Raw genomic sequence first — 23826 nt, 5'->3', positions numbered from 1 at the left:
AAAAACATTTACACATGCACCATGAATAAAGTAAATCTTAAAAATACGCCTCCTGTTGCTCCGAAAAAGGTTTTTATCAAAACCTATGGATGTCAAATGAATGTTTATGATAGCCAACGAATGACTGATAGTCTCAGTTCGCAAGGCTATGTGACAACACAAATTCCCAATGATGCCGATCTTATTCTTGTTAATACCTGTCATATTCGTGAAAAAGCAGCAGAAAAACTTTATTCTGATCTCGGTCGTTTGCGCGTTATGCGTCAAGAGCGCACACCTGATAACCCCCTGATGGTTGGTGTAACGGGTTGTGTTGCACAAGCTGAGGGAAGTGAAATCTTGCGCCGTGCTCCAACAGTGGATCTTGTTATTGGTCCGCAAATGTATCATCGCTTGCCAGAATTGTTAGAAAAAGCCAAACAAGGAAAAAAAATTATCGAAACAGACTATGCTGTTGAAGATAAATTTGCTCATTTGCCGCCCCATAATAAACATGCAGTAAGAAAACGAGGTGTTAGCGCATTTTTAACAGTACAAGAAGGTTGCGATAAATTTTGCACTTTTTGTGTTGTGCCCTATACACGCGGTGCCGAAATATCACGATCCGTTGAGCAAATTACTGAAGAAGCCCTTCAACTCATCGAAGCGGGTGTCAAAGAAATTACGCTGCTTGGACAAAATGTCAATGGTTGGCATGGGCAAAGTGCTGATGGCAAAACTTGGCGTCTTGGCGATCTTCTTTATCATCTTGCAAAACTCGATGGTTTAAAGCGTTTGCGTTACACAACCAGTCACCCACGTGATATGGATGATAGCCTTATTGCCGCGCATCGAGATCTTGATATGTTAATGCCTTACCTCCATCTTCCTGTTCAATCAGGTTCAGATCGCATCTTAAAAGCTATGAACCGCCAACACAAAAGCTCTCATTATCTTCATCTTATTGAAAAAATTCGGACCGCACGGCCAGATATTGCCTTTTCAGGCGATTTTATTGTAGGGTTTCCAGGAGAAACAGATGAAGACTTTGAAGAAACCATTAAACTTATTCAACAAGTACAGTACAGTTCAGCTTATTCTTTTAAATATTCCCCCCGTCCTGGAACAGTGGGAGCCACAATGAAAAATCATGTTGATGAATCTGTAAAAGATGCCCGCCTTCAACATTTACAAGTCCTTCTCCTTGAGCAACAAAATGCGTTTTTGCGTTCTAAAATTGGTCAAAAAACTAACGTTCTCATCGAAAAACCTGGACGTCACTCAGGGCAAATGGTAGGACGTTCCCCTTGGCTTTTACCTGTTGTCGTAGATACAGAAGCCTCTACAGGTAGCGTAATAGAAATTCATATTAAAAATGCAAGCTCAAACAGTTTTGTTGGTGAAGTGACAAATAGATAAACATACTTCTAACACCTTGTTCACAATAAATATTTTGGAAAACTCTTTTATTTTAAAAGAAAATGATTACATCTGAAACATGCACTTTTTTTAAAAAATGTCTTTTATAGAATTTACTTAACAAAACGTGCAATATTTATGTAGATATGGAGAATAGGCTGAAAGCTTCAACCGAAAAAATAAAGCGTATTAAAGAAAAAGTAAATATGTCCCTTGAAAAGGCTGATACCTTGAAACAAACAAGCGCTTCAGATCCGAGCCAAGTTGTTTTGATTTTCGAAAATAATAAATATGCAAAAGCAGTTTTTGGTAAATTTGACGAAAATCTCGCTTATATCGAAAAAAAACTTGAACTTAGTATTCATCCGCGTGGTAATGAAGTCTTAATCCGTGGAAGTATTTCTGTTATAAAACGTGCGCAATATGTATTGCAGCAACTTTATGAACGTGCCAAAACACATCAAGAGCTCACTTTATCAGATATAAAAGGAGCGCTTGCTATGGCAAATATACCAAAGAAGCAGAAAGAAGACACAATAACACACAAATCTGCAACGAAACGTATACCAGCACGGTTGAGTACCCATAAAAAAATAATTCATGCAAGAACTCCAACACAAGATGCTTACATACGCGCTATGGAGCATACTGAACTTGTGTTTGGTGTAGGACCAGCAGGAACAGGCAAAACGTATCTTGCTGTTGCTCATGCTGCAATGCTTCTAGAACGTGGTATCATTGAGCGAATTATTCTCTCACGTCCGGCTGTTGAAGCTGGAGAACATCTTGGTTTTCTTCCCGGTGATCTCAAAGAAAAAGTCGACCCATATTTACGACCACTTTATGATGCTCTTTATGATATGATGCCCGCTGAAAAAATAGAACGCATTTTAGCTTCTGGTGTCATAGAAATTGCTCCTCTTGCCTTTATGCGCGGACGAACACTTGCCCATGCTGCTGTTATTCTTGATGAGGCACAAAATACTACGCCCATGCAAATGAAAATGTTCCTCACACGTCTTGGAGAAGGAACACGTATGATTGTTACCGGTGACGTAAGCCAAATTGATTTGCCTACAGGGCAAAAATCAGGTCTCATTGAAGCAATTCGCATTCTTTCAAATGTAGAAAATATTGCAATTGTACATTTTGATGAAAAAGATGTTATACGCCATCCACTTGTTGCTGCTATCGTTTGTGCTTATGATCGTGATTCCGAAATACAAAATAAAAAAAAATCATTCGCATGCGATGCATTAAAAAATGAATTTGATTCATCATGATTATTATTGATATAATGGTTAAAAGCGCAGGGTGGAATGATGAGAAAATGCTTTATAATATCACTGAAAAAGCATTAATGGCGACTATGAATCATGTTTCATTGGCAAATGTTGTAAGCGAGATTAGCCTGCTTTTTACGGATGATAAACATATGGCACAAATCAATGCACAATGGCGCAACAAAAACAAATCTACTAATGTATTATCCTTTCCTGCTTTTCCACTTAAAGCTGGAAATCCTCCTGGTCCCATGCTCGGTGATATTATTATTGCGCGAGAAACTGTTGTTCTCGAAGCAGAAAAACAAGGAAAAACATTTCAAGACCATTTAACGCATATGATTGTTCATGGTATCTTGCATCTGCTTGGCTATGACCATGAAACTGATAATGAAGCATATCAAATGGAAAAGCTCGAAAGAGAAATTCTGCAAAAGCTTTCCATAAAAGATCCTTACGCTGAATTGTCTATAAATGATAAAATTTAACTTTTAAAATCAATATTACGAGCATACCATTTAAAGCCTCTCATTCACCTAATTATAAAAAGAAAGTTTAGAAGATTTCAAAACCATGACAAACAAAACAAATGCACAAAATAATAGTCAAACATCTTCTAATAATGAAAAAAAAACCTCTCAACAAACGAATCATACAGAAAAATATTCTCTGATGAATCATTTGTTTTCATTCTTACGGGGTCGTAATTGTGTGTCTACATCACTGCGCGATGATCTTACCGTTGCACTCACGACTGACAATGAAAAAGACACTGCCCTCTTCTCACCTGAAGAACGTACTATGTTGCATAATATTTTACGCTTACGTGAAGCACGCGTGGATGATGTTATGATACCACGTTCTGAAATCGAAGCACTGGAAATAAACACTTCACTTGGAGAAACCCTTAAATGTTTCGCAAAAATTGGTCATTCTCGCTTACCTGTTTATGCTGAAACTTTAGATGATCCGCGCGGCATGATTCACATCCGCGATATTCTTAACTATATGACTCGCTTTATTGTCAGCCCAACAAAAACCGAACAGAAATCCGATTTGCTTCAATTAAACCATACAGACTTACATACCCCAATCGGTGAATTGGATCTGATCCGAACTGTTCTCTTTGTTCCAAGTTCCATGCTTGCAAGCAAATTATTAACACGAATGCAAACTACACGAACTCAAATGGCTTTAGTTATTGATGAACATGGGGGAACAGATGGTCTCGTTTCAATGGAGGATATTGTTGAATTGGTTGTTGGTGATATCGAAGATGAACATGATAATGTCGACAATGCTATCGTACGTGAACCAAACAATAAATGGCTCGTTGATGCAAGAACTGAACTAGAAGATGTGGAGAAAGCTCTTGGTCCTGATTTTATCGTAGGGGAATATGGTGATGATGTTGATACGATTGGTGGTTTGATCGTCTCCATTCTTGATCGCATTCCTGCCAAAGGTGAAATTGTCGAAGCTGTACCTGGTTATAGATTTCGTATTTTAGAAGCTGATAAACGCCGGATTAAGCGATTGCGTATTTTTCGCATTCCAAAAAATGAGAATCTTGAGAACAATGTCATCCCTAAAGAATAGTCCAGCGTTTTTAAACAATTTCATCGTTTTTTTGTCCTCTGTTACCGGTTGGAAGCGCCAAGCATGGATATTTCTGTGTGGTGCTCTTACTTCTTTTGCACTTCCACCCTTTTATTTGACACCTCTTTGCTTTTTAACCTTCCCTCTCTTTATTGTTTTACTTGACTCAATACGGGCCGCAAAAAACAATAAAAAACATTTTTTTACTTACGCTTTAAGCTGTGGAACCTTTGGTTTTAGTTATTTTATTTGCGGACTTTGGTGGCTATGTAATGCTTTGTTAACAGATCCAGATTCTTTTGGTTGGGCAGTTCCATTAGCCATTTTAGTTCCTCCACTCTACCTTTCTCTTTATTGGTTTTTTTCTGGTTTTATTGTTGGTTTATTATGGACAAAAGGAATAGCACGCTTTTTTGTTTTAGCCTTTGCATTAGGATTGGCCGAGTGGTTGCGTGCGTTTTTATTCACAGGATTTCCATGGAATGCTCTTGGCTATACAGCCATGCCAACCCCAATGTTCATGCAATCTGATGCAATCGTGGGACTTTATGGAATGAATATTCTTGCTGTCTTAGCCTACAGTTTGCCAACTGTTTTATTAACAGATGAAAAAAAGAAAGTGGCACTTTCTCTTTGTTTATCACTTATATTCATTCACAGTGGTTTTGGGTTTTATCGTCTTCATACTATAGAAAACACAGCTGAAAATCAAAAAAGTTCTTATTGGGTGCGCATTGTTCAACCTTCCATCCAACAAAATATAAAATTGCGTGATAATACACGAGAAGCTATGTTGGAAGCGCATATGAATCTAAGTGCAATGCCAACAACCGACCAAAATTCAGAACCCGATTTTATCGTATGGCCCGAAGCTTCCGTTCCTTACCTTCTCTATGATAACTCATCTATCACAATGCGCATTGCCTCTCTTTTAAAACCTAAACAATGGGCTATTATCGGAGCAATACGAGCCAGCAATGATCTACCTCATTCCCAAACACAATATTTTAATACAATTGCAGTCATTAATGCTCAAGGTAATATTTTAAATACTTCCGATAAACTTCATTTGGTTCCTTTTGGTGAGTATCTTCCTTATCAGGATTTATTGAAAAAAATTGGATTGCGTACCCTTGCCGATAATATTGGTGGATATAGTGCTGCAAGTGTGCGCAAAATTGTTACAATGCCAAACGGATTTTCTTATCTACCCTTGATTTGTTATGAAGCAATATTTCCCCATGAAATGACTTTTAAAGGCTCCTCGCCTCAAGCAATTATTAATATTACAAATGATGCATGGTTTGGTGTAACACCTGGACCCTATCAACATCTTCAACAAGCACAACTTCGTGCCGTTGAACTGGGAATCCCCCTCATACGAGCAGCCAATAATGGAATATCAGCTGTTATTGATTCTTATGGACGAATCGTTGTAGCTCTTCAACAAAATGCTGTGGGCATTATTGATTCACAAGTTCCATCATCCATTACCCCTATAGGAAGCAATGAATACAGAACTTTCTCTACTTTTATCTTATTCATCCTTATGCTATTGTGTCGTGTTGGTTTTGGTTCTACAAAACAGCTTAAATGATTCAAGTGCCCTTTGTACGGTATTATGTTGCGTTTACCAGTAATATTGGGAAAAAATATTACATATTATTTTAATTATATGATAAATCAGCTGCGCATAAATATGATGTTGGTTTAGAAGAAAAGTGCTGGAAATAAAGAGTTGCATTATGACCGAAACTAGAAAAAAACCTGACCCTATAGATATCTATGTTGGAACTCGTATCCGTTTACGTCGTAATATTTTAGGACTCACTCAAGAGAAACTAGGTGAAAAATTAGGGATTACTTTTCAGCAAATCCAAAAATATGAAAAAGGAACAAACCGTATTGGTGCCAGTCGTCTTCAAGCGATAGCGGAAATTATGGATGTTCCTGTTTCTTACTTTTTTGATAAAGGTATTACCTCCCAACAAGTAGAGGGTTTTGCTGAAAGTGATCACAATTTTATAGACTTTTGTTCTAGCAGCGAAGGGATTCAGCTCATGCGCGCTTTTACAAATATATCTGATGCTAAAGTGCGTCGAAAAATTATTGATTTGGCAAAAGCACTTTCTGAGGAAGATTTGACAAATAAGCTATAAATTAAAATTATATCTTTTCTCTTTTATTCATATAAATTTTCATTGACGATTTGCTGTAGAATTAGCAAATCGTGACAACTTTAGTAAGAAATTAATTAAATCGTTGATTTTCTTTTTTGAAGGAGTTCCTATGCCGCATCAAGATTATCTTTTTACGAGCGAATCGGTATCGGAAGGACATCCTGATAAAATTTGTGATCGTATTTCCGATGAAATCGTTGATATGATCTATAAAGAAGCTGAAAAGACTGGTACTGATCCATGGTTAATACGCGTTGCCTGTGAAACTCTCGTCAGTGTCAACCGTGTTGTTATCGCTGGTGAAGTGCGTGTTCCCGATACGCTATTAAAAAAAGATAAAAATAAAGAATTTATCTATGATGAAACTGGCTTTCCACTCATTAATCCTACGCGTTTTCGTACAGCAGCGCGCCGTGCTATTCGTACCATTGGCTATGAACAAGCAGGTTTTCATTGGAAAACTGTTAAAATTGATGTTCTTTTGCGCCCTCAATCAGCTGACATAGCAAGAGGGGTTGATAATGCTACGGATCGGCATGGTGAAGAAGGAGCAGGTGATCAAGGCATCATGTTTGGATATGCTTGCCGTGAAACACCTGATTTCATGCCTGCGCCGATTTATTATGCGCATAAAATTCTCAAACTTCTTGCCACAGCCCGTCATAAAGGAGAGGGAGAAGCTGGAAAATTAGGACCAGATGCTAAAAGCCAAATAACCATACGCTATAAAAATGGAAAACCGATAGAGGTCACATCCATTGTTCTTTCAACGCAGCACCTCGATGAAAGCTGGGATTCCAACAAGGTACGTACAGTGGTTGAACCTTACATTCGTCAAGCTTTACATGACATTCCCATTGCAGATCAATGCAGTTGGTATATTAACCCAACAGGAAAATTTGTCATTGGTGGTCCTCAAAGCGATGCCGGATTAACAGGACGCAAAATTATTGTGGATACTTATGGAGGTGCAGCACCCCATGGAGGCGGTGCTTTTTCAGGAAAAGATACAACAAAAGTTGATCGTTCTGCAGCCTATGCGGCACGCTATCTGGCTAAAAATATTGTTGCTGCTCATTTAGCAGAGCGATGCACCATTCAACTCTCTTATGCAATTGGTATTGCACAACCTTTATCTATTTATCTCAATCTTCACGGAACAGGAAAAGTCGATGAAAAAGTTATTGAAGCAGCCATTCGCAAAATAATGGACCTTTCACCTACCGGCATTCGAAAACATCTTGACCTCAATAAACCTATTTATGCGAAAACAGCTGCCTATGGTCATTTTGGGCGAAAACCAAAACACGATGGTTCGTTTTCATGGGAAAAAACTGATCTCGTGAAAACGCTTCAAACAATGATCCAAATCCCATGATTAAATATAATACACGCAAAAGTGAAGCATTTTTTGGACGCCGACAAGGAAAACAACTTCGAAACAGTCAGCTTACACGTATAAAAATGCTTCTCCCCAATTTAAATATTGATTTAAATGTCCCTCCTCCCTCAAACCTTACATCCTTATTTTCAAGCAAAGTAAGAGAAATTCGACTTGAAATCGGCTTTGGTGGAGGTGAACATTTACTTCATGAAATGGAATATTTTCCAAAAACCGGTTTTATCGGCGTCGAGCCCTTTATCAATGGCATGGCAAAAATATTGTTGTCTCTTGAACAGCATCAAAACTATCAAAATCATCTTCGCCTCTATAATGATGATGCTACACGCCTCCTTGATTGGCTCCCTGATAACTCGCTTGATGGAATAGACCTCTTTTATCCTGATCCTTGGCCGAAAAAGAAACACTGGAAACGACGTTTCATCAACACAAAAAATCTTAACCGTTTTGCTCGTGTTCTTAAAATAGGGAAAATTTTTCGCTTTGCTAGCGATATAGACAGTTATGTAAACTGGACTTTGTACCATTGTGCACAACATGATCACTTTGAATGGAAAGCAGAAAGCCCTCAAGACTGGAAACTCCCTTATCCACTATGGAAAGGAACCCGCTATGAAGCAAAAGCTTTACGCGAAGGACGGACGCCCGCCTATCTTACCTTTATCAAGAAATAAATGATCAAGCGCTTTTCTCATAAACAACTTGAAAAATTTTGAATTTAAGAGTATCAATAGCTAAATTCTTGGTCTTATGATGAAGGGTGGGCCGTTGGACCCGCTCTTTTTTAATATCATAAAACTGATGAAAATAACTTGGATAAAATGTATGAACGAAGCTGAAAAAATAAGCAATCTTGACGAACCACGCCTGTTTGAAGAAGATGGTATCGAAGCACAGGTTGCTGCTCTTGTCATACCACTACTTAAACCTTTAGGTTTTCGTTTGGTTCGTGTGAAACTTCTTGGTCAAAATGGTTTAACACTTCAAATTATGGTTGAACGTGCCGATGGTTCTATGACCGTAGAAGATTGTGAAACTGTTAGTCGAACTGTTTCCCCCCTTCTTGATGTACAAAATGTTATTGAACGCAAATATCATTTAGAAATCTCATCACCTGGAATTGATCGTCCATTGGTAAGAAAATCTGACTTTTTTCATTGGCAAGGGCATCTTGCAAAAATTGAAACCAAAATAACAATTGATGGGCGCCGAAAATTTCGCGGGACACTTACAAATATCACGCAAGATGGATTTATTTTAAACACTGATAAAGCTGCTTATGGAGAAGCCATGTATACCCCTATTTCCTTTTGTGATATCATAAATGCGCATTTAGTGCTTACCGATGAGCTTATTCGCGATGCATTGAAAAAAAATAAAGAGTTAAGTCAACAATTCATTGCTGAAGAGAAAGCTAACGACTCTATACAGACGCTCAATTTCAAAAAATAATATCACTGGGAAATACCCATCGTGTGGCACAAAGAAGGAGAAAATTGATGGCTACAAGCGCTAACAGGCTTGAGATTCTGCAAATTGCAGATGCTGTTGCACGTGAAAAGTCAATCGACCGTGAAATTGTCATTTCTGCGATGGCTGATGCTATTCAAAAAGCAGCACGTTCTCGTTATGGTCAAGAAACAAATATCCGTGCTGAAATCAATTCTAAAACAGGTGAAATTAAATTACAGCGCCTGCTTAAAATCGTTGATGTCGTTGAAGACTATACAACGGAAATTACTTTGTCTGATGCTCTTAAACATCAAGCAGAAGCAAAAATTGGTGATTTTTTTGCTGATCTTTTACCTCCTATGGATTTTGGACGTATCGCAGCACAATCTGCTAAACAGGTTATTGTACAAAAAGTACGCGACGCAGAACGTGATCAGCAATATGAAGAATTCAAAAATAAAGTTGGTGAAATTATTTCTGGTACAGTTAAGCGGGTGGAATATGGTAATGTTATCGTTGATCTCGGGCGTGGTGAAGCTATTGTGCGCCGTGATGAATTAATTCCTCGTGAATCATTCCGCTATGGAGATCGTATTCGTGCTTTTGTCAATGATGTACACCGTGAAACGCGTGGTCCGCAAATTTTCCTTTCACGCACACATCCCCAATTTATGGTAAAACTTTTCACTATGGAAGTGCCAGAAATTTATGATGGTATTATAGAAATCAAATCTGTTGCTCGTGATCCAGGTTCACGGGCTAAAATCGCCGTTGTTTCACGCGATGGTTCCATTGATCCTGTTGGAGCATGCGTTGGAATGCGAGGAAGTCGTGTACAAGCTGTTGTTGCTGAATTACAAGGCGAAAAAATTGATATTATTCCTTGGTCGCCTGATGCGGCAACATTTGTCGTTAATGCACTGCAACCTGCTGAAGTTTCTAAAATCATCCTTGATGAAGATGCTGAACGGATTGAAGTTATTGTGCCAGATGATCAACTTAGCCTTGCTATTGGACGACGTGGACAAAATGTTCGCTTGGCTTCGCAACTAACAGGATGGAACATTGATATTTTAACGGAAAAGGAAGAATCTGAAAATCGTCAAAAAGAATTTACTGAACGGAGTAAATTGTTTATGGAAGCCTTAGAGGTTGACGAAATGATCGGGCAGGTTATGGCATCAGAGGGTTTTTCTTCCATTGAAGAAATCGCCTATATTGATCTTGAAGAAATCGCTTCTATTGATGGTTTTGACCATGATACCGCCGCTGAAATCCAAAGTCGTGCCCGAGAATATCTTGATCATCAAGAAAAAGAACTCGATGAAAAACGCAAAAAGCTCGGAGTTTCTGACGAATTGCGAACACTTCCTGGAATGACAAGTGCTATGTTGGTTGCTGTAGGTGAGGATGGTGTAAAAACAATAGAAGACTTTGCTGGCTATGCCGTTGATGATTTAGCTGGTTGGAGAGAACGCAAAGAAGGTCAAACACAGAGTTTTTCTGGTATTTTAACCCCTTTTGACATTACACGCGCGGATGCAGAAGCTATGGTTTTAGCCGCACGTGTACAAGCAGGCTGGATAGACCAAGCTGATCTTGTTACAGAAAATCCTGTAGAAGATGAAAATTCTGCAGAAAATGAAAAAACAGATGATTTGGATGTGGATACACTTTAAATGAATGAACGGACTTGCATTGTGACCAGAAAAAATGCTTCAGCACAAACGCTGATCCGTTTTGTTATTGGTCCCAATAATCAAATTGTTCCTGATCTTAAAGCGAATTTACCAGGGCGTGGCGTTTGGATTTCTGCCCATCATGCTGTTATTGAGAAAGCAATCAAACAGAAAGCTTTTCATAGAAATTTTAAAACAGATGTTGAGGTTGCACCAAATCTTGTGCATGTTGTTGATACGCTTTTACTAAAAGCCGCTCTTTCAAGCCTTTCCATGGCACGAAAAGCGGGAGCAATTGTTATGGGAGCAACAAAGGTTGATGCTGCTATCCGCTCTGGTAAAGTTATTCTTGTACTTCATGCTAAAGAAACAACAGAAGATGGGAAACGAAAAATTGCACAGGCCATCCATTCAATACAACAACAAACAAATCGGACTATAAAAACCATATCTTTATTTACAAGTGATGAAATGCGAGTGGCTTTTGGCTCTAATCCTGTAATGCATGCGGCCTTACTGGACACAAAAGCTGCTGAGGGATTTCTCAAAACGACATATAAATTGATCAGCTATCGTGACGACAAGCATAGTAAGCCTAGTGAGATGACGGCACAAGCCGTGAAGGAAATACAATGAGTGAAAATAACAACGACAAAACAACAGTCAAGAAGACACTAACTCTCAAGCGGTCTGTCTTGGAAACGAGCACGGTCAAACAAAATTTTAGCCATGGCCGTACGAAGGCTGTCGTTGTCGAAACCAAACGGCGTAAAATTACGCGACCTGATGAAAAAGCTGAAACCCCACAGCCCATTACAAAGCCACATGTGGCCCCCCAGCGCTCTAAGCCGCGTTTTGAGGGAAAAAAGCCTCAAGAATCTGTGACCAAAAGCAATCTTTCATCGACTGAAATGGAAGCGAGACTTCGCGCATTAGAAGAAGCACATATCCAAGAAAGAATAACGCGAGAACAAGCCGAAGAAGAAGCAAGACGCGCTAAAGAGCGTGAAGAAATTTTACAGCAAGAAATTAAAGAAAAAGAAATACATCTCCAACAAGAAGAAGAAATATCGCCAGTACAGGCTCCACCTGTTCCTCCTCTCATTGAACAGACAGATATTCCTATTGCGCCTAAAAACACAACTGTGGTTGAAAAACGCAAAATAGATGAAAATAAAGAGGAAGAACGGCATAGTCGACGTGCTAATCCTGCTAAATCAGAAATACGTGTACCAAAAGTTGTCAAAGGAGCTGATGAGCGGCGACGCGGAAAGCTAACTCTGAATAGTGCACTGGATGAAGAAGGAAGCGCACGTGGACGCTCAATGGCTGCAATGCGGCGTAGACAGGAAAAGTTTAAGCGTGCACAAAATCAAGAACCAAGAGAGAAAATTTCTCGCGAAGTTGTTCTTCCTGAAACGATTACCATTCAAGAGCTCGCACAACGTATGACTGAGCGTTCTGTTGATGTGATTAAATTCTTGATGAAACAAGGACAAATGATGAAACCTGGCGATGTTATTGATGCAGATGTTGCCGAACTCATCGCTGTTGAATTTGGCCATACTGTTAAACGTGTTTTAGAATCTGACGTAGAGGAAGGTATCTTTAATATAACAGATAATCCTCAAAACATGCAGCAGCGCCCTCCTGTTGTAACCATTATGGGCCATGTTGACCACGGAAAAACTTCTCTTTTGGATGCTATTCGTAAAGCAAATGTTGTTTCTGGCGAAGCGGGAGGTATTACGCAGCATATTGGTGCCTATCAAGTAGAACAAAACGGTCAAAAAATTACCTTTATTGATACACCAGGACATGCTGCATTTACGGCTATGCGTGCACGTGGAGCTCGTGTTACCGATATTGCTGTTCTCGTTGTAGCCGCTGATGATAGTGTTATGCCCCAAACGATTGAATCAATCAATCATGCAAAAGCCGCTGGTGTACCTATCATTGTTGCTATCAACAAAATTGATAAACCAGCTGCGAATGCACAAAAAGTGCGTACAGAACTTTTACAACATGAAGTGTTTGTTGAAACTATGGGCGGAGAAACTTTGGACGTTGAAGTTTCTGCTAAAACTGGTCAAAATCTTGATAAACTTCTCGAAGCTATCCTTCTTCAGGCTGAAATGCTTGATCTGAAAGCAGATTCTCAACGAACTGCAGAGGGCGTTATCATTGAAGCCAAATTGGATCGCGGACGTGGATCTGTTGCAACAGTTCTTGTTCAAAAAGGTACATTACACCCTTCTGATATTATAGTTGCCGGAAATGAATGGGGTCGTGTGCGTGCTTTGATTGATGACCATGGACGCCATGTCAAAGAAGCCGTTCCCTCTACACCGATTGAAATTTTAGGCATGCAAGGAACGCCACAAGCCGGAGACCGTTTTGCTGTTGTCACACATGAAGCAAAAGCACGTGAAATTTCTGAATACCGTCAACGATTAGCACGTGATAAAGCTGTTGCGCGACAAACTGGTTCGCGTGGTTCTCTTGAGCAGATGATGACAAAATTGCAAACGACTGGTGTTAAGGAATTTTCTCTTATTATAAAAGGGGATGTGCAAGGATCAATTGAAGCAATCGCTTCAGCATTGGAAAAACTCGGAAATGATGAGGTTCGTGCGCGTATTGTACATTCTGGTGCAGGAGGAATTACCGAAAGTGATATTTCTCTTGCGGAAGCTTCTAACTCTGCTGTAATTGGCTTTAATGTTCGAGCTAATAAGCAAGCACGTGATTTTGCTAAAACACAAGGAATTGAAATTCGTTATTACAACATCATTTATGATCTTGTTGACGATATCAAGGCTGCCATGTCTGGATTACTCTCACCAGAACAGCGTGAAACTTTCCTTGGTAATGCTGAAATTCTAGAAGTCTTTAACATTACAAAAATTGGAAAAGTTGCAGGATGTCGTGTTACAGAAGGTAAAATAGAACGAGGAGCCGGTGTTCGCCTTATCCGCGATAATATCGTTGTTCACGAAGGAAAGCTGAAAACACTCAAGCGCTTTAAGGATGAAGTCAATGAAGTGCAAAGTGGTCAAGAATGTGGAATCGCCTTTGAAAATTATGAAGACATGCGCGCAGGAGACATCATTGAGATCTTCCGTATCGAACATATTAATCGCACATTATAAAATAATCCAATAACTTTACTCTGTTGTAAAATAAAGAAAGTTATTAGGTTTTATACACAATATCTCTTTTTCCTTATCTAAATGGTCAAAAAAAGAGATCTTGTAGCAAGGATAAAACTTTGATGAAAAATGCAAAGCCATCACAACGGCAACTTAGAGTAGCAGAGCAAGTACGTCATGCAATAGCGCATATATTACAGCGTGATATTTTGCTTGATGATATCTTGAAAGATATTGTTATTTCTGTCTCTGAAGTACGCATGTCACCAGATTTAAAAATTGCTACTTGCTTTGTATCACCTCTCAGCACTCTTAAAAATGCTTCTCATACCGATGTTGTTGATACCCTCAATAAACATAGTCGTTTTCTCCGTGGAGAAATCAGTCATGCGTTGCGACAAATGAAATATATGCCTGAACTGCGTTTCCGACTTGATAATAGTTTTGATAATTTTTCAAAAATTGATGCCCTCCTTCGCTCGCCTGAAGTTGCTCGCGATCTTCACCATAGTGATAAAGATGAGGATTAAAGATATGGCACGGCAACACAAAAAAAAAGGGCGTCCTGTTTCTGGCTGGGTCATATTTGATAAACCAAAAGGAATGAAATCAACAGAAGCTGTCTCACAAATCAAATGGCTCTTTCATGCACAAAAGGCAGGACATGCAGGAACACTTGATCCTCTTGCTTCTGGTCTCCTTCCCATTGCATTGGGCGAAGCAACCAAAACCGTCCCTTACGTGATGCAAGGCAAAAAAACTTACCGTTTTCATATCGCTTGGGGAGAAGAGCGTTCAACAGATGATCTAGAGGGCGAAATCACGAAAACTTCTCTCAAACGTCCAACACAAGAAGAAATACTTGCTCTTCTTCCTCAATATACAGGTGTTATTTTGCAAACGCCTCCGCAATTTTCAGCAATAAAAATTGCCGGAAATCGTGCCTATGATTTAGCGCGTGAAGGGGAAGTTGTTGAAATTCCGCCCCGTGAAGTGGAAATAGAAACTTTCAAATTATTAGAAATGCCTACCAAAGAGCACTCTGTCTTTGAAATAACCTGCGGAAAGGGAACTTATGTGCGCTCTTTAGCGCGCGATATGGGACGTGATCTAGGTTGCTATGGGCATATTGCTGATTTAAGGCGCATTTCTGTCGCACCTTTTGATGAAGAAGATCTCATTACATGGGACGAACTAAAAGCGGCCGTTCCGCCAAATAAAAACACTACAGATGAAAATAATCGTTCTTTTGAAAAAAACTTCACAACACTCGATGAGCTCTTAATTGAAACAAGCGCTGCATTGGATTGCCTCCCTCACTATATCCTTAATGAAACTCAAGCACAGAGAATTATAAAGGGTCATTCTATCCTCTTAAGTCATCACAAAGTACCTCTTGACGAAGATGAGATTTTTGTCCTCTATAAAGAACAACTTCTTGCCATTGGCACCCTCGACAAAAGTTTATTTAAACCGAAGCGGATTTTCACAATTTAATCGATTCTTTTCCGCACCTACCTTTTGCGGAAAGATATTTTTCTCTATCAATTAAGAAAAATATGGTACTCTTCGTTGTCTATGTTTACCATATTCATATCAAAATTTAAGTCAGTGCTATAAGCTAACACCACCACACACTTTTTCCTCTTAATGTCGGAACAATCCTTGCGTTTGAAAGGATTCATAAGAGGCTTTTTATTTCTTATTCAATCGTTTTTTACTCACACTTTAACCCTCATTTGTAATGTGCAAGCGAAGATTTAGACTGATTTACTCTAAATAGATTTGAAACGACAAATAATCATTATAAATCAATTTATTAACCATTTAAACAGCAATTTTTTGTTATGATTATGCTAACAAATCGATCGAAATAATATTAACGTATTTAATATTTTACAAAAACTGTTTTAACCCTAAGGGAGATGATCAGAGGAGGCTTTTAAAAGCATCTCATTGGCTTGGGGTATTGTTTGGCGTTCAATCATACGATGCACTCTTATGCCGTTAGGAGCACAATTTAAATGACGCAAACGCTTATTGACTTCTGCATCCGCTTTTGTACGACGATGATTATGGCGTAAATAATCTACCCATGTCGGCATATGATAAGCCTCTGTCCAATATTCAGGTCTTTCAAGATCTCGTAAAAGGACCCACTGACGCGCACCATCACGTAACCGGATATGGCGTCGACGCGTCATCACTTTGAGAAACTCTTCGAGATCATTTTCATGAATTTGATAATCAATCATTATCATGATCGGGCCACTTCTTGCTTTGAGGTCGAGTAATAGTTCCGGCTCTCTAAAATGATCAAGAGGATTTAAATCTATCTGAGGAATTTCTTGAATTCTAAATTTTACCCCCGCAAGAGCACCAAAAATCAAAAATAGAGAACAAATACTCAAAGCAATTGTTGGAGAATAACCATCAGCTAAGCCTCCCCAGATTGCACTTCCAATAGCCATCCCCCCATAAGACGCCGTTTGATAAAGTGCTAAAGAACGTGCAACAACCCAGCGTGGTGTAGAGAGTTGTACAGATGTATTAAACAATGATAATGCCAAAACCCAACATAAACCTGCAGGAAATAAAGCAATATGGCTTATAATTAGTGAACGGCTGATTCCCAATAAAAAGCAAGAAAAGGCGAAACCAATAAATGCACTTGCAATAATTGTTTCTGAACGAAAATGATGCCGTACAACTGCATTAATAATACCTGCTGTCATGGCTCCTAACCCAAAACAACCGAGCAATGTACCATAAAGAAGGGCACTTCCTCCAAGAACTTTATGCGCAACAATTGGCAAAAGTGCTAAAATAGAAATAGCTCCTATACCAAAAAGGAACGCTCGAACCATAATACTCAGGAGATTAGGTGACATCGCAACATAACGCAAACCATCTGAGACAGCTCCTAACAGCCTTTCTCGTGGCAATGAGTTTTTTTTATAATTCGACTTCCAGAAAAATAACGCACAGATAAGAGGAATATAGCTTATAGCATTAAACAAAAAAGCAGCAGATGCCCCCAAAGTTGCAATGATAGCACCGCCAATAGCAGGACCAACACTCCGCATCAAATTAAAGCCTACACTATTCAAACTAACAGCAGCAGGAATATTTTCCCTGCTCACAATATCTCCTATCGTTGCTTGCCAAGAAGGATTATAAAAAGCTGTGCCACATCCAATCAAAAACGTAAAACATAACAAAAGCCAAGGTGTTAGAAATCCCATATAGGCTAAAACAGATAAACTCATGGATATGACCATCATCATAATCTGCGCACACAACATAATTTGACGCCGATTAAAATTATCCGCTAATGCCCCTGCCATCAAAGAAAACATAACAAGTGGTAATGTTGTGGCACTTTGAACAAGCCCAACCATGGAATGCGAAGAACTAATCAACGCCATTAACCACCCTGCTCCAACAGCCTGTATCAGCCCTCCTAAATTAGAAATAAGAGTAGATGACCATAGATTTCGAAATACCGAATTACGAAAAAGTTTTAATGTTGAAATGCTCTGCATCTTTTTCCTCCAAATCGGTATTTATCATCTTTGTTAGCACACACACGCTCATAATCTTTGTATCAAAAGGATGCATAATTCTTTAAAAGACTTCTCATAAAACTCTATTTAAATCAATATTTCAAAACAAAAGCTTTTATTTAAAGAAAGACTTCAAAATGCTGTAAAGGACTAGTATTTTAACCTTCTTTCCTATATAAGGACGAAAATAGGTAAGAGTCTTTGACTCTTCTTATTTCCTCACAGACCCTTGCTGAACGACATCTCGGCTATGGGTGACTTTATGTTTCTTCGTTTTTGGAAAGGATAATACGATGTCGATTACAGCTGAACGTAAACAAGCTCTTGTCGCAGAATACGCAAATAAAGTTGGTGATACAGGATCACCAGAAGTACAGATTGCTGTACTTTCTGAACGTATTTCTAATTTAACAAACCACTTTAAATCTCACAAAAAGGATAATCATTCTCGTCGTGGTCTTTTGAAGATGGTGTCTCAACGCCGGCGCCTTCTTGATTATCTTAAAGGAGTTGACCAAAATCGTTATCAGACACTTATCAAGAAGTTAGGTTTGCGTCGCTAAAAGAAAAATGGTGGTGGTGTTTAAAAAAAACCACCCATTTTTTCAACGTGTTGCTTTTAATTAAAAAATTTAAAAACTGACAAGTTATTATGGGATAGGACTGCTCATCATTTCGCATTTAAGGCAGTTTACTTCTCTCTTCTCGTAACAAAGATAAAAAGTATGTTGTCCACCCCAGAGCTTGGAAATATGCTACGCAAAACCAGAATGTGAGCAATCAAAGATTTAAACACTGGTCATTAAGGATAAAAAATGTTCAAAACGCACAAGATAGAAATTGAATGGGCTGGGCGTCCTCTCACCCTTGAAACAGGGAAAATAGCACGTCAAGCTGATGGTGCAGTGATTGCTACCTATGGAGAAACTATTGTCTTAGCAACCGTTGTATCAGCCAAAAGTCCAAAACCAGACCAGGATTTTTTTCCACTCACTGTTAATTATCAAGAAAAATCCTATGCTGTTGGTAGAATACCTGGGGGCTATTTAAAACGTGAAAGTCGACCAAGTGAAAATGAAACTTTGGTTTCACGTTTGATTGATCGCCCAATTCGTCCCCTTTTCGTTGAGGGATATAAAAATGATACGCAAGTGATTGTTTCCGTTATACAGCATGATCTCGAAAATAATCCCGATATCCTTGCGATGATTGCATCTTCTGCTGCATTGACCCTGTCAGGTGTTCCTTTCATGGGTCCTATAGCTGGTGCCCGCGTTGGCTATTGTAATGGACAATATGTTCTCAATCCTCATATTGATGAAATGCCTGAATCAAAACTTGATCTTGTTGTTGCTGGAACAGAAAGTGCTGTTTTGATGGTTGAATCAGAAGCACAAGAATTACCGGAAGATATCATGTTGGGTGCCGTGATGTTTGGTCACAAAGGCCTTCAACCTGTCCTTGATGCCATTATAAAGCTTGCTGAAGTTGCTGCAAAAGATCCTCGTGATTTTGTTCCTGAAGATCTTTCTGAACTTGAAAAAGCAATGCAGAAAATGGCAGAACAGGATATACGAAAGGCTTACACAATTACTGATAAGCAAGAACGTTATGCTGCAATTGATGCACTAAAGACAGAAATCCTCAATAAATTTATGCCCGAAACAGAAGAAGACTGTAAGTTTAGTGCAGATCAAATTGCAACCGTATTTAAACAGTTGCAAGCAAAAATTGTTCGCGGGAATATTCTTGATACCCAAAAGCGGATTGATGGACGCAATCTTTCTACTGTGCGCCCTATCCAATCAGAAGTAAGTATTTTACCCCGCACACATGGATCAGCACTCTTTACCCGCGGAGAAACACAAGCTATTGTCGTTGCGACTCTCGGAACTGGAGAAGATGAACAATATGTTGATTCCTTAACGGGAATGTATAAGGAAACATTCCTTCTCCATTACAATTTCCCACCATTTTCAGTGGGTGAAACAGGACGCCTTGGTTCTCCTGGTCGTCGTGAAATTGGACATGGCAAATTGGCATGGCGAGCAATTCACCCCATGTTGCCAACGAAAGAATCTTTTCCTTATACTATTCGTGCTGTCTCAGAAATCACTGAATCCAATGGATCTTCTTCTATGGCAACGGTTTGTGGAACCTCACTTGCTCTCATGGATGCCGGCGTTCCTCTAGCACGCCCTGTTGCTGGTATTGCTATGGGCTTGATTAAAGAAGGAGAACGCTTTGCTGTTCTGTCTGATATTTTAGGGGATGAAGATCATCTTGGAGATATGGATTTTAAAGTTGCAGGAACAGAAAATGGTATTACTGCCTTGCAAATGGATATCAAAATTGATGGTATTACCGAAGAGATTATGAAAATCGCGCTTGAACAAGCCAAAGGTGGACGAATCCATATCCTCAATGAAATGGCGAAAGCTTTAACCAGTGCACGTGCTGAGCTGAGTGAATTTTCTCCACGAATCGAAGTTATGAATATTTCTGTCGATAAAATCCGTGATGTTATCGGCTCTGGTGGTAAAGTTATTCGGGAAATCGTGGAACAAACTGGAGCAAAAATTAATATTGAAGATGATGGTACCATTAAAATTGCTTCTGCTGATGCTAAAACCATTGAAGCAGCAAAACGCTGGATCCATTCTATTGTCGATGAGCCTGAAGTTGGTGCTGTCTACCAAGGAACAGTTGTAAAAACTGCAGAATTTGGTGCATTTATAAACTTCTTTGGTTCTCGTGATGGACTCGTTCATATCTCTCAGCTTGCATCAGAACGCGTCACCAAAACAACCGATATTGTGAAGGAAGGTGACAAAGTTTGGGTTAAATTAATGGGCTTTGATGAGCGTGGAAAAGTTCGGTTATCAATGAAGGTTGTTGATCAAAAAACCGGAAAGGAAATCACCGGTGATAAAGCGATGAATGAAGAAAAGTGCGTGGATGAAAAAAAACAACCTGAAAATAAGCGCCGCCGTAAGAAAAAAGAAGAGTAAGTTTTTCCTCTTATCGTATCATGAAATGCCATCCCAACATTGGAGTGGCATTTTTCTTTGAAAGAGTCATATGTGTTATTATTTTTGCCTTTTGAAAATCATGAACTCCCATATCCTGATCCAAACCAATGTTGGTTAAGTTTCGGTTTAACAGAAATCCCAGCTCCAGAATGGGCACAGAATTTAAAAGTTATTACGCCTTGGCGACCAGATTTTTTAAAATTTGTCGATACTCAATTTCACTGCTCTCCCCAAATAGATAAAACCTTCAGCTATGATGGTGCATTTTTACATTTGAGCAAATATCGTGGTTTTAACCAAAATTGTTTTCTTGATTTATTAGAATGCGTTAAACCCAATGGATGGATTGTAATCAGTGGGAATAAAACTGCTGGTGCTGCTTCAATGATGAAGTGGGTCAAAACGATTGTTCCCATCACCAACAAATTGTCTAAAAATCATGGTCTTGTATTTTGGTTGCAAGTTCCTCAACAAATTGAGAGACATAACGTTGCACAATTGCGCTCACCATCGCTCACTTTTGGTAAATTTCAAACCACTTCTGGTATGTTCTCACACGGACGTATTGATCCGGGATCCGCTGCACTTGCTTCTTATATGCCCAAAGTTATTTCTGGAAAAACGGCTGATTTTGGTGCTGGATGGGGCTATCTTTCTCACGTTGCGCTTGAAAGAAGTGAAAAACTCACCGCTCTCGACCTTTATGAAGCAGACTATAACGCTTTGAGAGCAGCAAAACAGCACCTTAAATCCATAACAGCTCCTTTTTCAATTCATTTTTATTGGCACGACCTTGTGCATGAACCTATCACAAATCTGTATGACACAATCATTTCAAACCCACCGTTTCACACGCAACAAACGACAGATATTTCATTAGGAAAAAATTTTATTATAAATGCTGCAAAGTGCCTAAAACCAGGCGGCAGCCTGCTTTTTGTTGCAAACCGCCACCTGCCTTATGAAACATTATTAAAAAATATTTTCCGCACAGTGTTGATACATGAACAAGCCCATGGTTTCAAAATTATCGAAGCGCGCAGATAAAGAAAACAAGTGATAACTCTAAAGAATAAAACGTGAAAGATCGATATCAGCAGCAAGCTCGCCAATAGATTTTCTCACATAAGCGGCATCAATTGTAAAGGATGTTCCAGCTTTATCAGGTGCCGTGAAAGAAATTTCATCCAAAACGCGCTCCATCACTGTTTGCAAACGACGTGCCCCTATATTTTCAATCCTTGCATTTAAATCTACAGCAATATCTGCTAAAGCATCAATTGCATCATCGGTAATTTCTAAATGAACCTCTTCTGTTGCCATAAGAGCAATATATTGTTTAATCAAACTAGCTTCTGGTTCCGTTAGAATGCGCCGTAAATCTTCTCTTGTTAAAGGGTTTAGCTCCACACGGATGGGCAAACGTCCTTGAAGTTCCGGTAATAAATCAGATGGCTTAGAAACATGAAATGCACCTGAGGCAATAAAAAGAATATGATCTGTTTTGATTTGCCCATATTTTGTACTAACCGTTGTTCCTTCAACCAAAGGCAAAAGATCACGTTGAACGCCCTCACGCGAAACGGCAGCACTGGCTCCACCATCCCTAGTTGCAATTTTATCAATCTCGTCAATAAAAACAATCCCGTCATTTTCAGCAACACGAAGCGCTTCTTGAATAATTTGATCCTGATCAAGGAGTTTTTCAGATTCATCATCAATAAGCGGCTTAAAAGCATCCCTTACTGTCGTCTTACGAACTTTTGTACGACTGCCCATTTTACCCAAAATATCTGATAAATTCATAATACCCATTTGTGCCCCAGGCATACCAGGAATATCAAAGGTTGAAGCACTATTGCTATTATTATCGGCGACTTCAATTTCAATCTCTTTCTCATCCAATTCACCTTCACGCAATTTTTTGCGAAAACTATCACGGGTAGCGGGACTGGCTGTTTTACCAACAAGGGCATCTAAAACGCGCTCTTCAGCATTCACGTGAGCCTTTTCTTTTATTTCATCCCGTTTCTTTTCACGCACAAGAGAAATGGCAATTTCAACAAGATCTCGAATAATTTGCTCAACATCACGTCCCACATAACCAACTTCAGTAAATTTAGTCGCTTCTACTTTAACAAAGGGCGCTCCAGAAAGTTTTGCTAATCGACGTGCAATACCAGTTTTACCAACACCTGTTGGCCCTATCATTAAAATATTTTTTGGCATAACTTCTTCACGCATCGGCTCATCAAGCTGTTGTCTACGCCACCGATTGCGCAGTGCGATAGCTACAGAGCGTTTGGCATCGTTTTGGCCAATAATAAAACGATCAAGTTCAGAAACAGTCTCACGAGGGGAAAATACAACACACATTTAAATAGCTTTCTCTAAAGAAGATAATTCTGCATCCAATGTTTCAATCGTAAAATGATCATTGGTGTAAACACAAATTTTAGCGGCAATAGCCATAGCTTTACGAGCAATAGTTTCTGCATCCAAATCCAAGTCCATGAGTGCACGCGCTGCTGAAAGAGCAAAATTTCCTCCAGAGCCAATTGCCATAACCCCATCTTCTGGTTCTAAAACATCACCAAGCCCTGTTAGAGCCAAAGTTACTTTCTTATCAGCCACGAGCATCATTGCTTCGAGACGACGTAAATAGCGGTCTGTTCGCCAATCTTTTGCAAGTTCTACACATGCACGCATAAGCTGATCAGGATATTGCTCAAGCTTTGTTTCCAATCTTTCCAGTAATGTGAAAGCATCTGCCGTAGCACCTGCAAAACCAGCAATAACCACTCCGTTCTTTCCAAGACGACGCACTTTACGTGCATTACCTTTCATAATTGTCTGCCCAAGAGAGACCTGACCATCACCGGCCATCACGACTTTTCCACCTTTTCGTACCGTAATAATTGTTGTACCATACATTATGTCTGGCTTATGTTCTGTCATAAGGAGACTCCTTAATATTAACTTTACTTTTTAATATTGATTTCTTTTCATACAATGTAAAACTCAACTACTATTGTCCTATTTAAGAACATATACAGCAAAACACAATGATTCAGCATAACTCA

20 protein-coding genes are annotated in these 23826 nt (G+C 39.2%); 17 read left to right on the top strand and 3 right to left on the bottom strand.

Annotated elements, in window-relative coordinates; genetic code table 11:
* Positions 1-21 precede the first annotated feature (21 nt).
* The 14 genes from miaB (at position 22) to truB (ending at position 15642) form a co-directional block, all read left to right on the top strand.
* Complete coding sequence (gene miaB, locus ACFIJQ_RS03515; RefSeq protein WP_375628548.1) at positions 22-1398, top strand: tRNA (N6-isopentenyl adenosine(37)-C2)-methylthiotransferase MiaB; 1377 nt, start codon at positions 22-24, stop codon at positions 1396-1398.
* Between the two features lie 158 nt (positions 1399-1556).
* Positions 1557-2681, top strand: coding sequence for a PhoH family protein (locus tag ACFIJQ_RS03510; protein WP_375628644.1), 1125 nt, complete (start codon positions 1557-1559; stop codon positions 2679-2681).
* Positions 2678-3169: an rRNA maturation RNase YbeY gene (gene ybeY, locus ACFIJQ_RS03505; RefSeq protein ID WP_375628546.1), complete on the top strand. Its 492-nt coding sequence runs from the start codon at positions 2678-2680 to the stop codon at positions 3167-3169. The genes ACFIJQ_RS03510 and ybeY overlap by 4 nt, the downstream gene beginning before the upstream one ends.
* Positions 3170-3254: 85 nt before the next feature.
* Complete coding sequence (locus tag ACFIJQ_RS03500; protein WP_375628544.1) at positions 3255-4280, top strand: hemolysin family protein; 1026 nt, start codon at positions 3255-3257, stop codon at positions 4278-4280.
* The gene (lnt, locus tag ACFIJQ_RS03495; protein ID WP_375628542.1) at positions 4243-5877 is read left to right on the top strand and encodes an apolipoprotein N-acyltransferase; all 1635 of its coding nucleotides are present in this window, start codon (positions 4243-4245) and stop codon (positions 5875-5877) included. Before ACFIJQ_RS03500 ends, lnt begins: the two co-directional genes overlap by 38 nt.
* 148 nt (positions 5878-6025) lie before the next feature.
* Positions 6026-6439 carry a helix-turn-helix domain-containing protein gene (locus tag ACFIJQ_RS03490; protein ID WP_012754634.1) on the top strand — a complete coding sequence of 138 codons (414 nt, stop codon included), beginning with the start codon at positions 6026-6028 and terminating at the stop codon, positions 6437-6439.
* A gap of 130 nt (positions 6440-6569) precedes the next feature.
* Positions 6570-7838, top strand: a complete 1269-nt coding sequence (metK, locus tag ACFIJQ_RS03485; RefSeq protein WP_273787797.1) for a methionine adenosyltransferase — start codon at positions 6570-6572, stop codon at positions 7836-7838.
* On the top strand, positions 7835-8536 hold the full coding sequence (locus ACFIJQ_RS03480) for a tRNA (guanine(46)-N(7))-methyltransferase TrmB (RefSeq protein WP_273787796.1): 702 nt from the start codon (positions 7835-7837) through the stop codon (positions 8534-8536). The genes metK and ACFIJQ_RS03480 overlap by 4 nt, the downstream gene beginning before the upstream one ends.
* A gap of 127 nt (positions 8537-8663) precedes the next feature.
* Positions 8664-9314 carry a ribosome maturation factor RimP gene (gene rimP, locus ACFIJQ_RS03475; RefSeq protein WP_012754631.1) on the top strand — a complete coding sequence of 217 codons (651 nt, stop codon included), beginning with the start codon at positions 8664-8666 and terminating at the stop codon, positions 9312-9314.
* Between the two features lie 47 nt (positions 9315-9361).
* A complete protein-coding gene (gene nusA, locus ACFIJQ_RS03470; protein WP_273787795.1) occupies positions 9362-10993 on the top strand; it encodes a transcription termination factor NusA in 1632 nt (543 codons plus the stop codon).
* Entirely contained in the window at positions 10994-11629 is a 636-nt protein-coding gene (locus tag ACFIJQ_RS03465) for an RNA-binding protein (RefSeq protein WP_012754629.1), read from the top strand.
* A complete protein-coding gene (infB, locus tag ACFIJQ_RS03460; RefSeq protein ID WP_273787794.1) occupies positions 11626-14145 on the top strand; it encodes a translation initiation factor IF-2 in 2520 nt (839 codons plus the stop codon). The genes ACFIJQ_RS03465 and infB overlap by 4 nt, the downstream gene beginning before the upstream one ends.
* A gap of 122 nt (positions 14146-14267) precedes the next feature.
* Positions 14268-14675: a 30S ribosome-binding factor RbfA gene (gene rbfA / locus ACFIJQ_RS03455; protein ID WP_273787793.1), complete on the top strand. Its 408-nt coding sequence runs from the start codon at positions 14268-14270 to the stop codon at positions 14673-14675.
* Between the two features lie 4 nt (positions 14676-14679).
* Positions 14680-15642, top strand: a complete 963-nt coding sequence (gene truB / locus ACFIJQ_RS03450) for a tRNA pseudouridine(55) synthase TruB (protein ID WP_208439462.1) — start codon at positions 14680-14682, stop codon at positions 15640-15642.
* 419 nt (positions 15643-16061) lie between these two features.
* Here truB and ACFIJQ_RS03445 read toward each other — a convergent pair whose 3' ends face one another.
* Entirely contained in the window at positions 16062-17690 is a 1629-nt protein-coding gene (locus ACFIJQ_RS03445) for an MFS transporter (RefSeq protein WP_375628538.1), read from the bottom strand.
* 314 nt (positions 17691-18004) lie between these two features.
* On the opposite strand from ACFIJQ_RS03445, the gene rpsO reads away from it, so the two are divergent.
* From rpsO to ACFIJQ_RS03430, 3 genes are all read left to right on the top strand, one after another.
* Positions 18005-18274 (top strand): 30S ribosomal protein S15, encoded by a 270-nt coding sequence (rpsO, locus tag ACFIJQ_RS03440; RefSeq protein WP_005774142.1) that lies wholly within the window; start codon positions 18005-18007, stop codon positions 18272-18274.
* A gap of 252 nt (positions 18275-18526) precedes the next feature.
* Complete coding sequence (gene pnp, locus ACFIJQ_RS03435; RefSeq protein ID WP_375628537.1) at positions 18527-20722, top strand: polyribonucleotide nucleotidyltransferase; 2196 nt, start codon at positions 18527-18529, stop codon at positions 20720-20722.
* A 72-nt stretch (positions 20723-20794) separates the two neighbouring features.
* On the top strand, positions 20795-21790 hold the full coding sequence (locus ACFIJQ_RS03430) for a class I SAM-dependent methyltransferase (protein WP_375628535.1): 996 nt from the start codon (positions 20795-20797) through the stop codon (positions 21788-21790).
* A gap of 18 nt (positions 21791-21808) precedes the next feature.
* Here the strand turns inward: ACFIJQ_RS03430 and hslU are convergent, their stop codons facing one another.
* Both hslU and hslV read right to left on the bottom strand, forming a co-directional pair.
* Complete coding sequence (hslU, locus tag ACFIJQ_RS03425; protein ID WP_012754622.1) at positions 21809-23119, bottom strand: ATP-dependent protease ATPase subunit HslU; 1311 nt, start codon at positions 23117-23119, stop codon at positions 21809-21811.
* Positions 23120-23701 (bottom strand): ATP-dependent protease subunit HslV, encoded by a 582-nt coding sequence (gene hslV / locus ACFIJQ_RS03420; RefSeq protein ID WP_012754621.1) that lies wholly within the window; start codon positions 23699-23701, stop codon positions 23120-23122.
* Positions 23702-23826: the final 125 nt, after the last annotated feature.

This window comes from Bartonella sp. TT67HLJMS, from assembly GCF_042193375.1.
GTDB classification, from domain to species: Bacteria; Pseudomonadota; Alphaproteobacteria; order Rhizobiales; family Rhizobiaceae; genus Bartonella; species Bartonella grahamii.
This window is presented reverse-complemented; position numbering and strand designations above follow the sequence as displayed.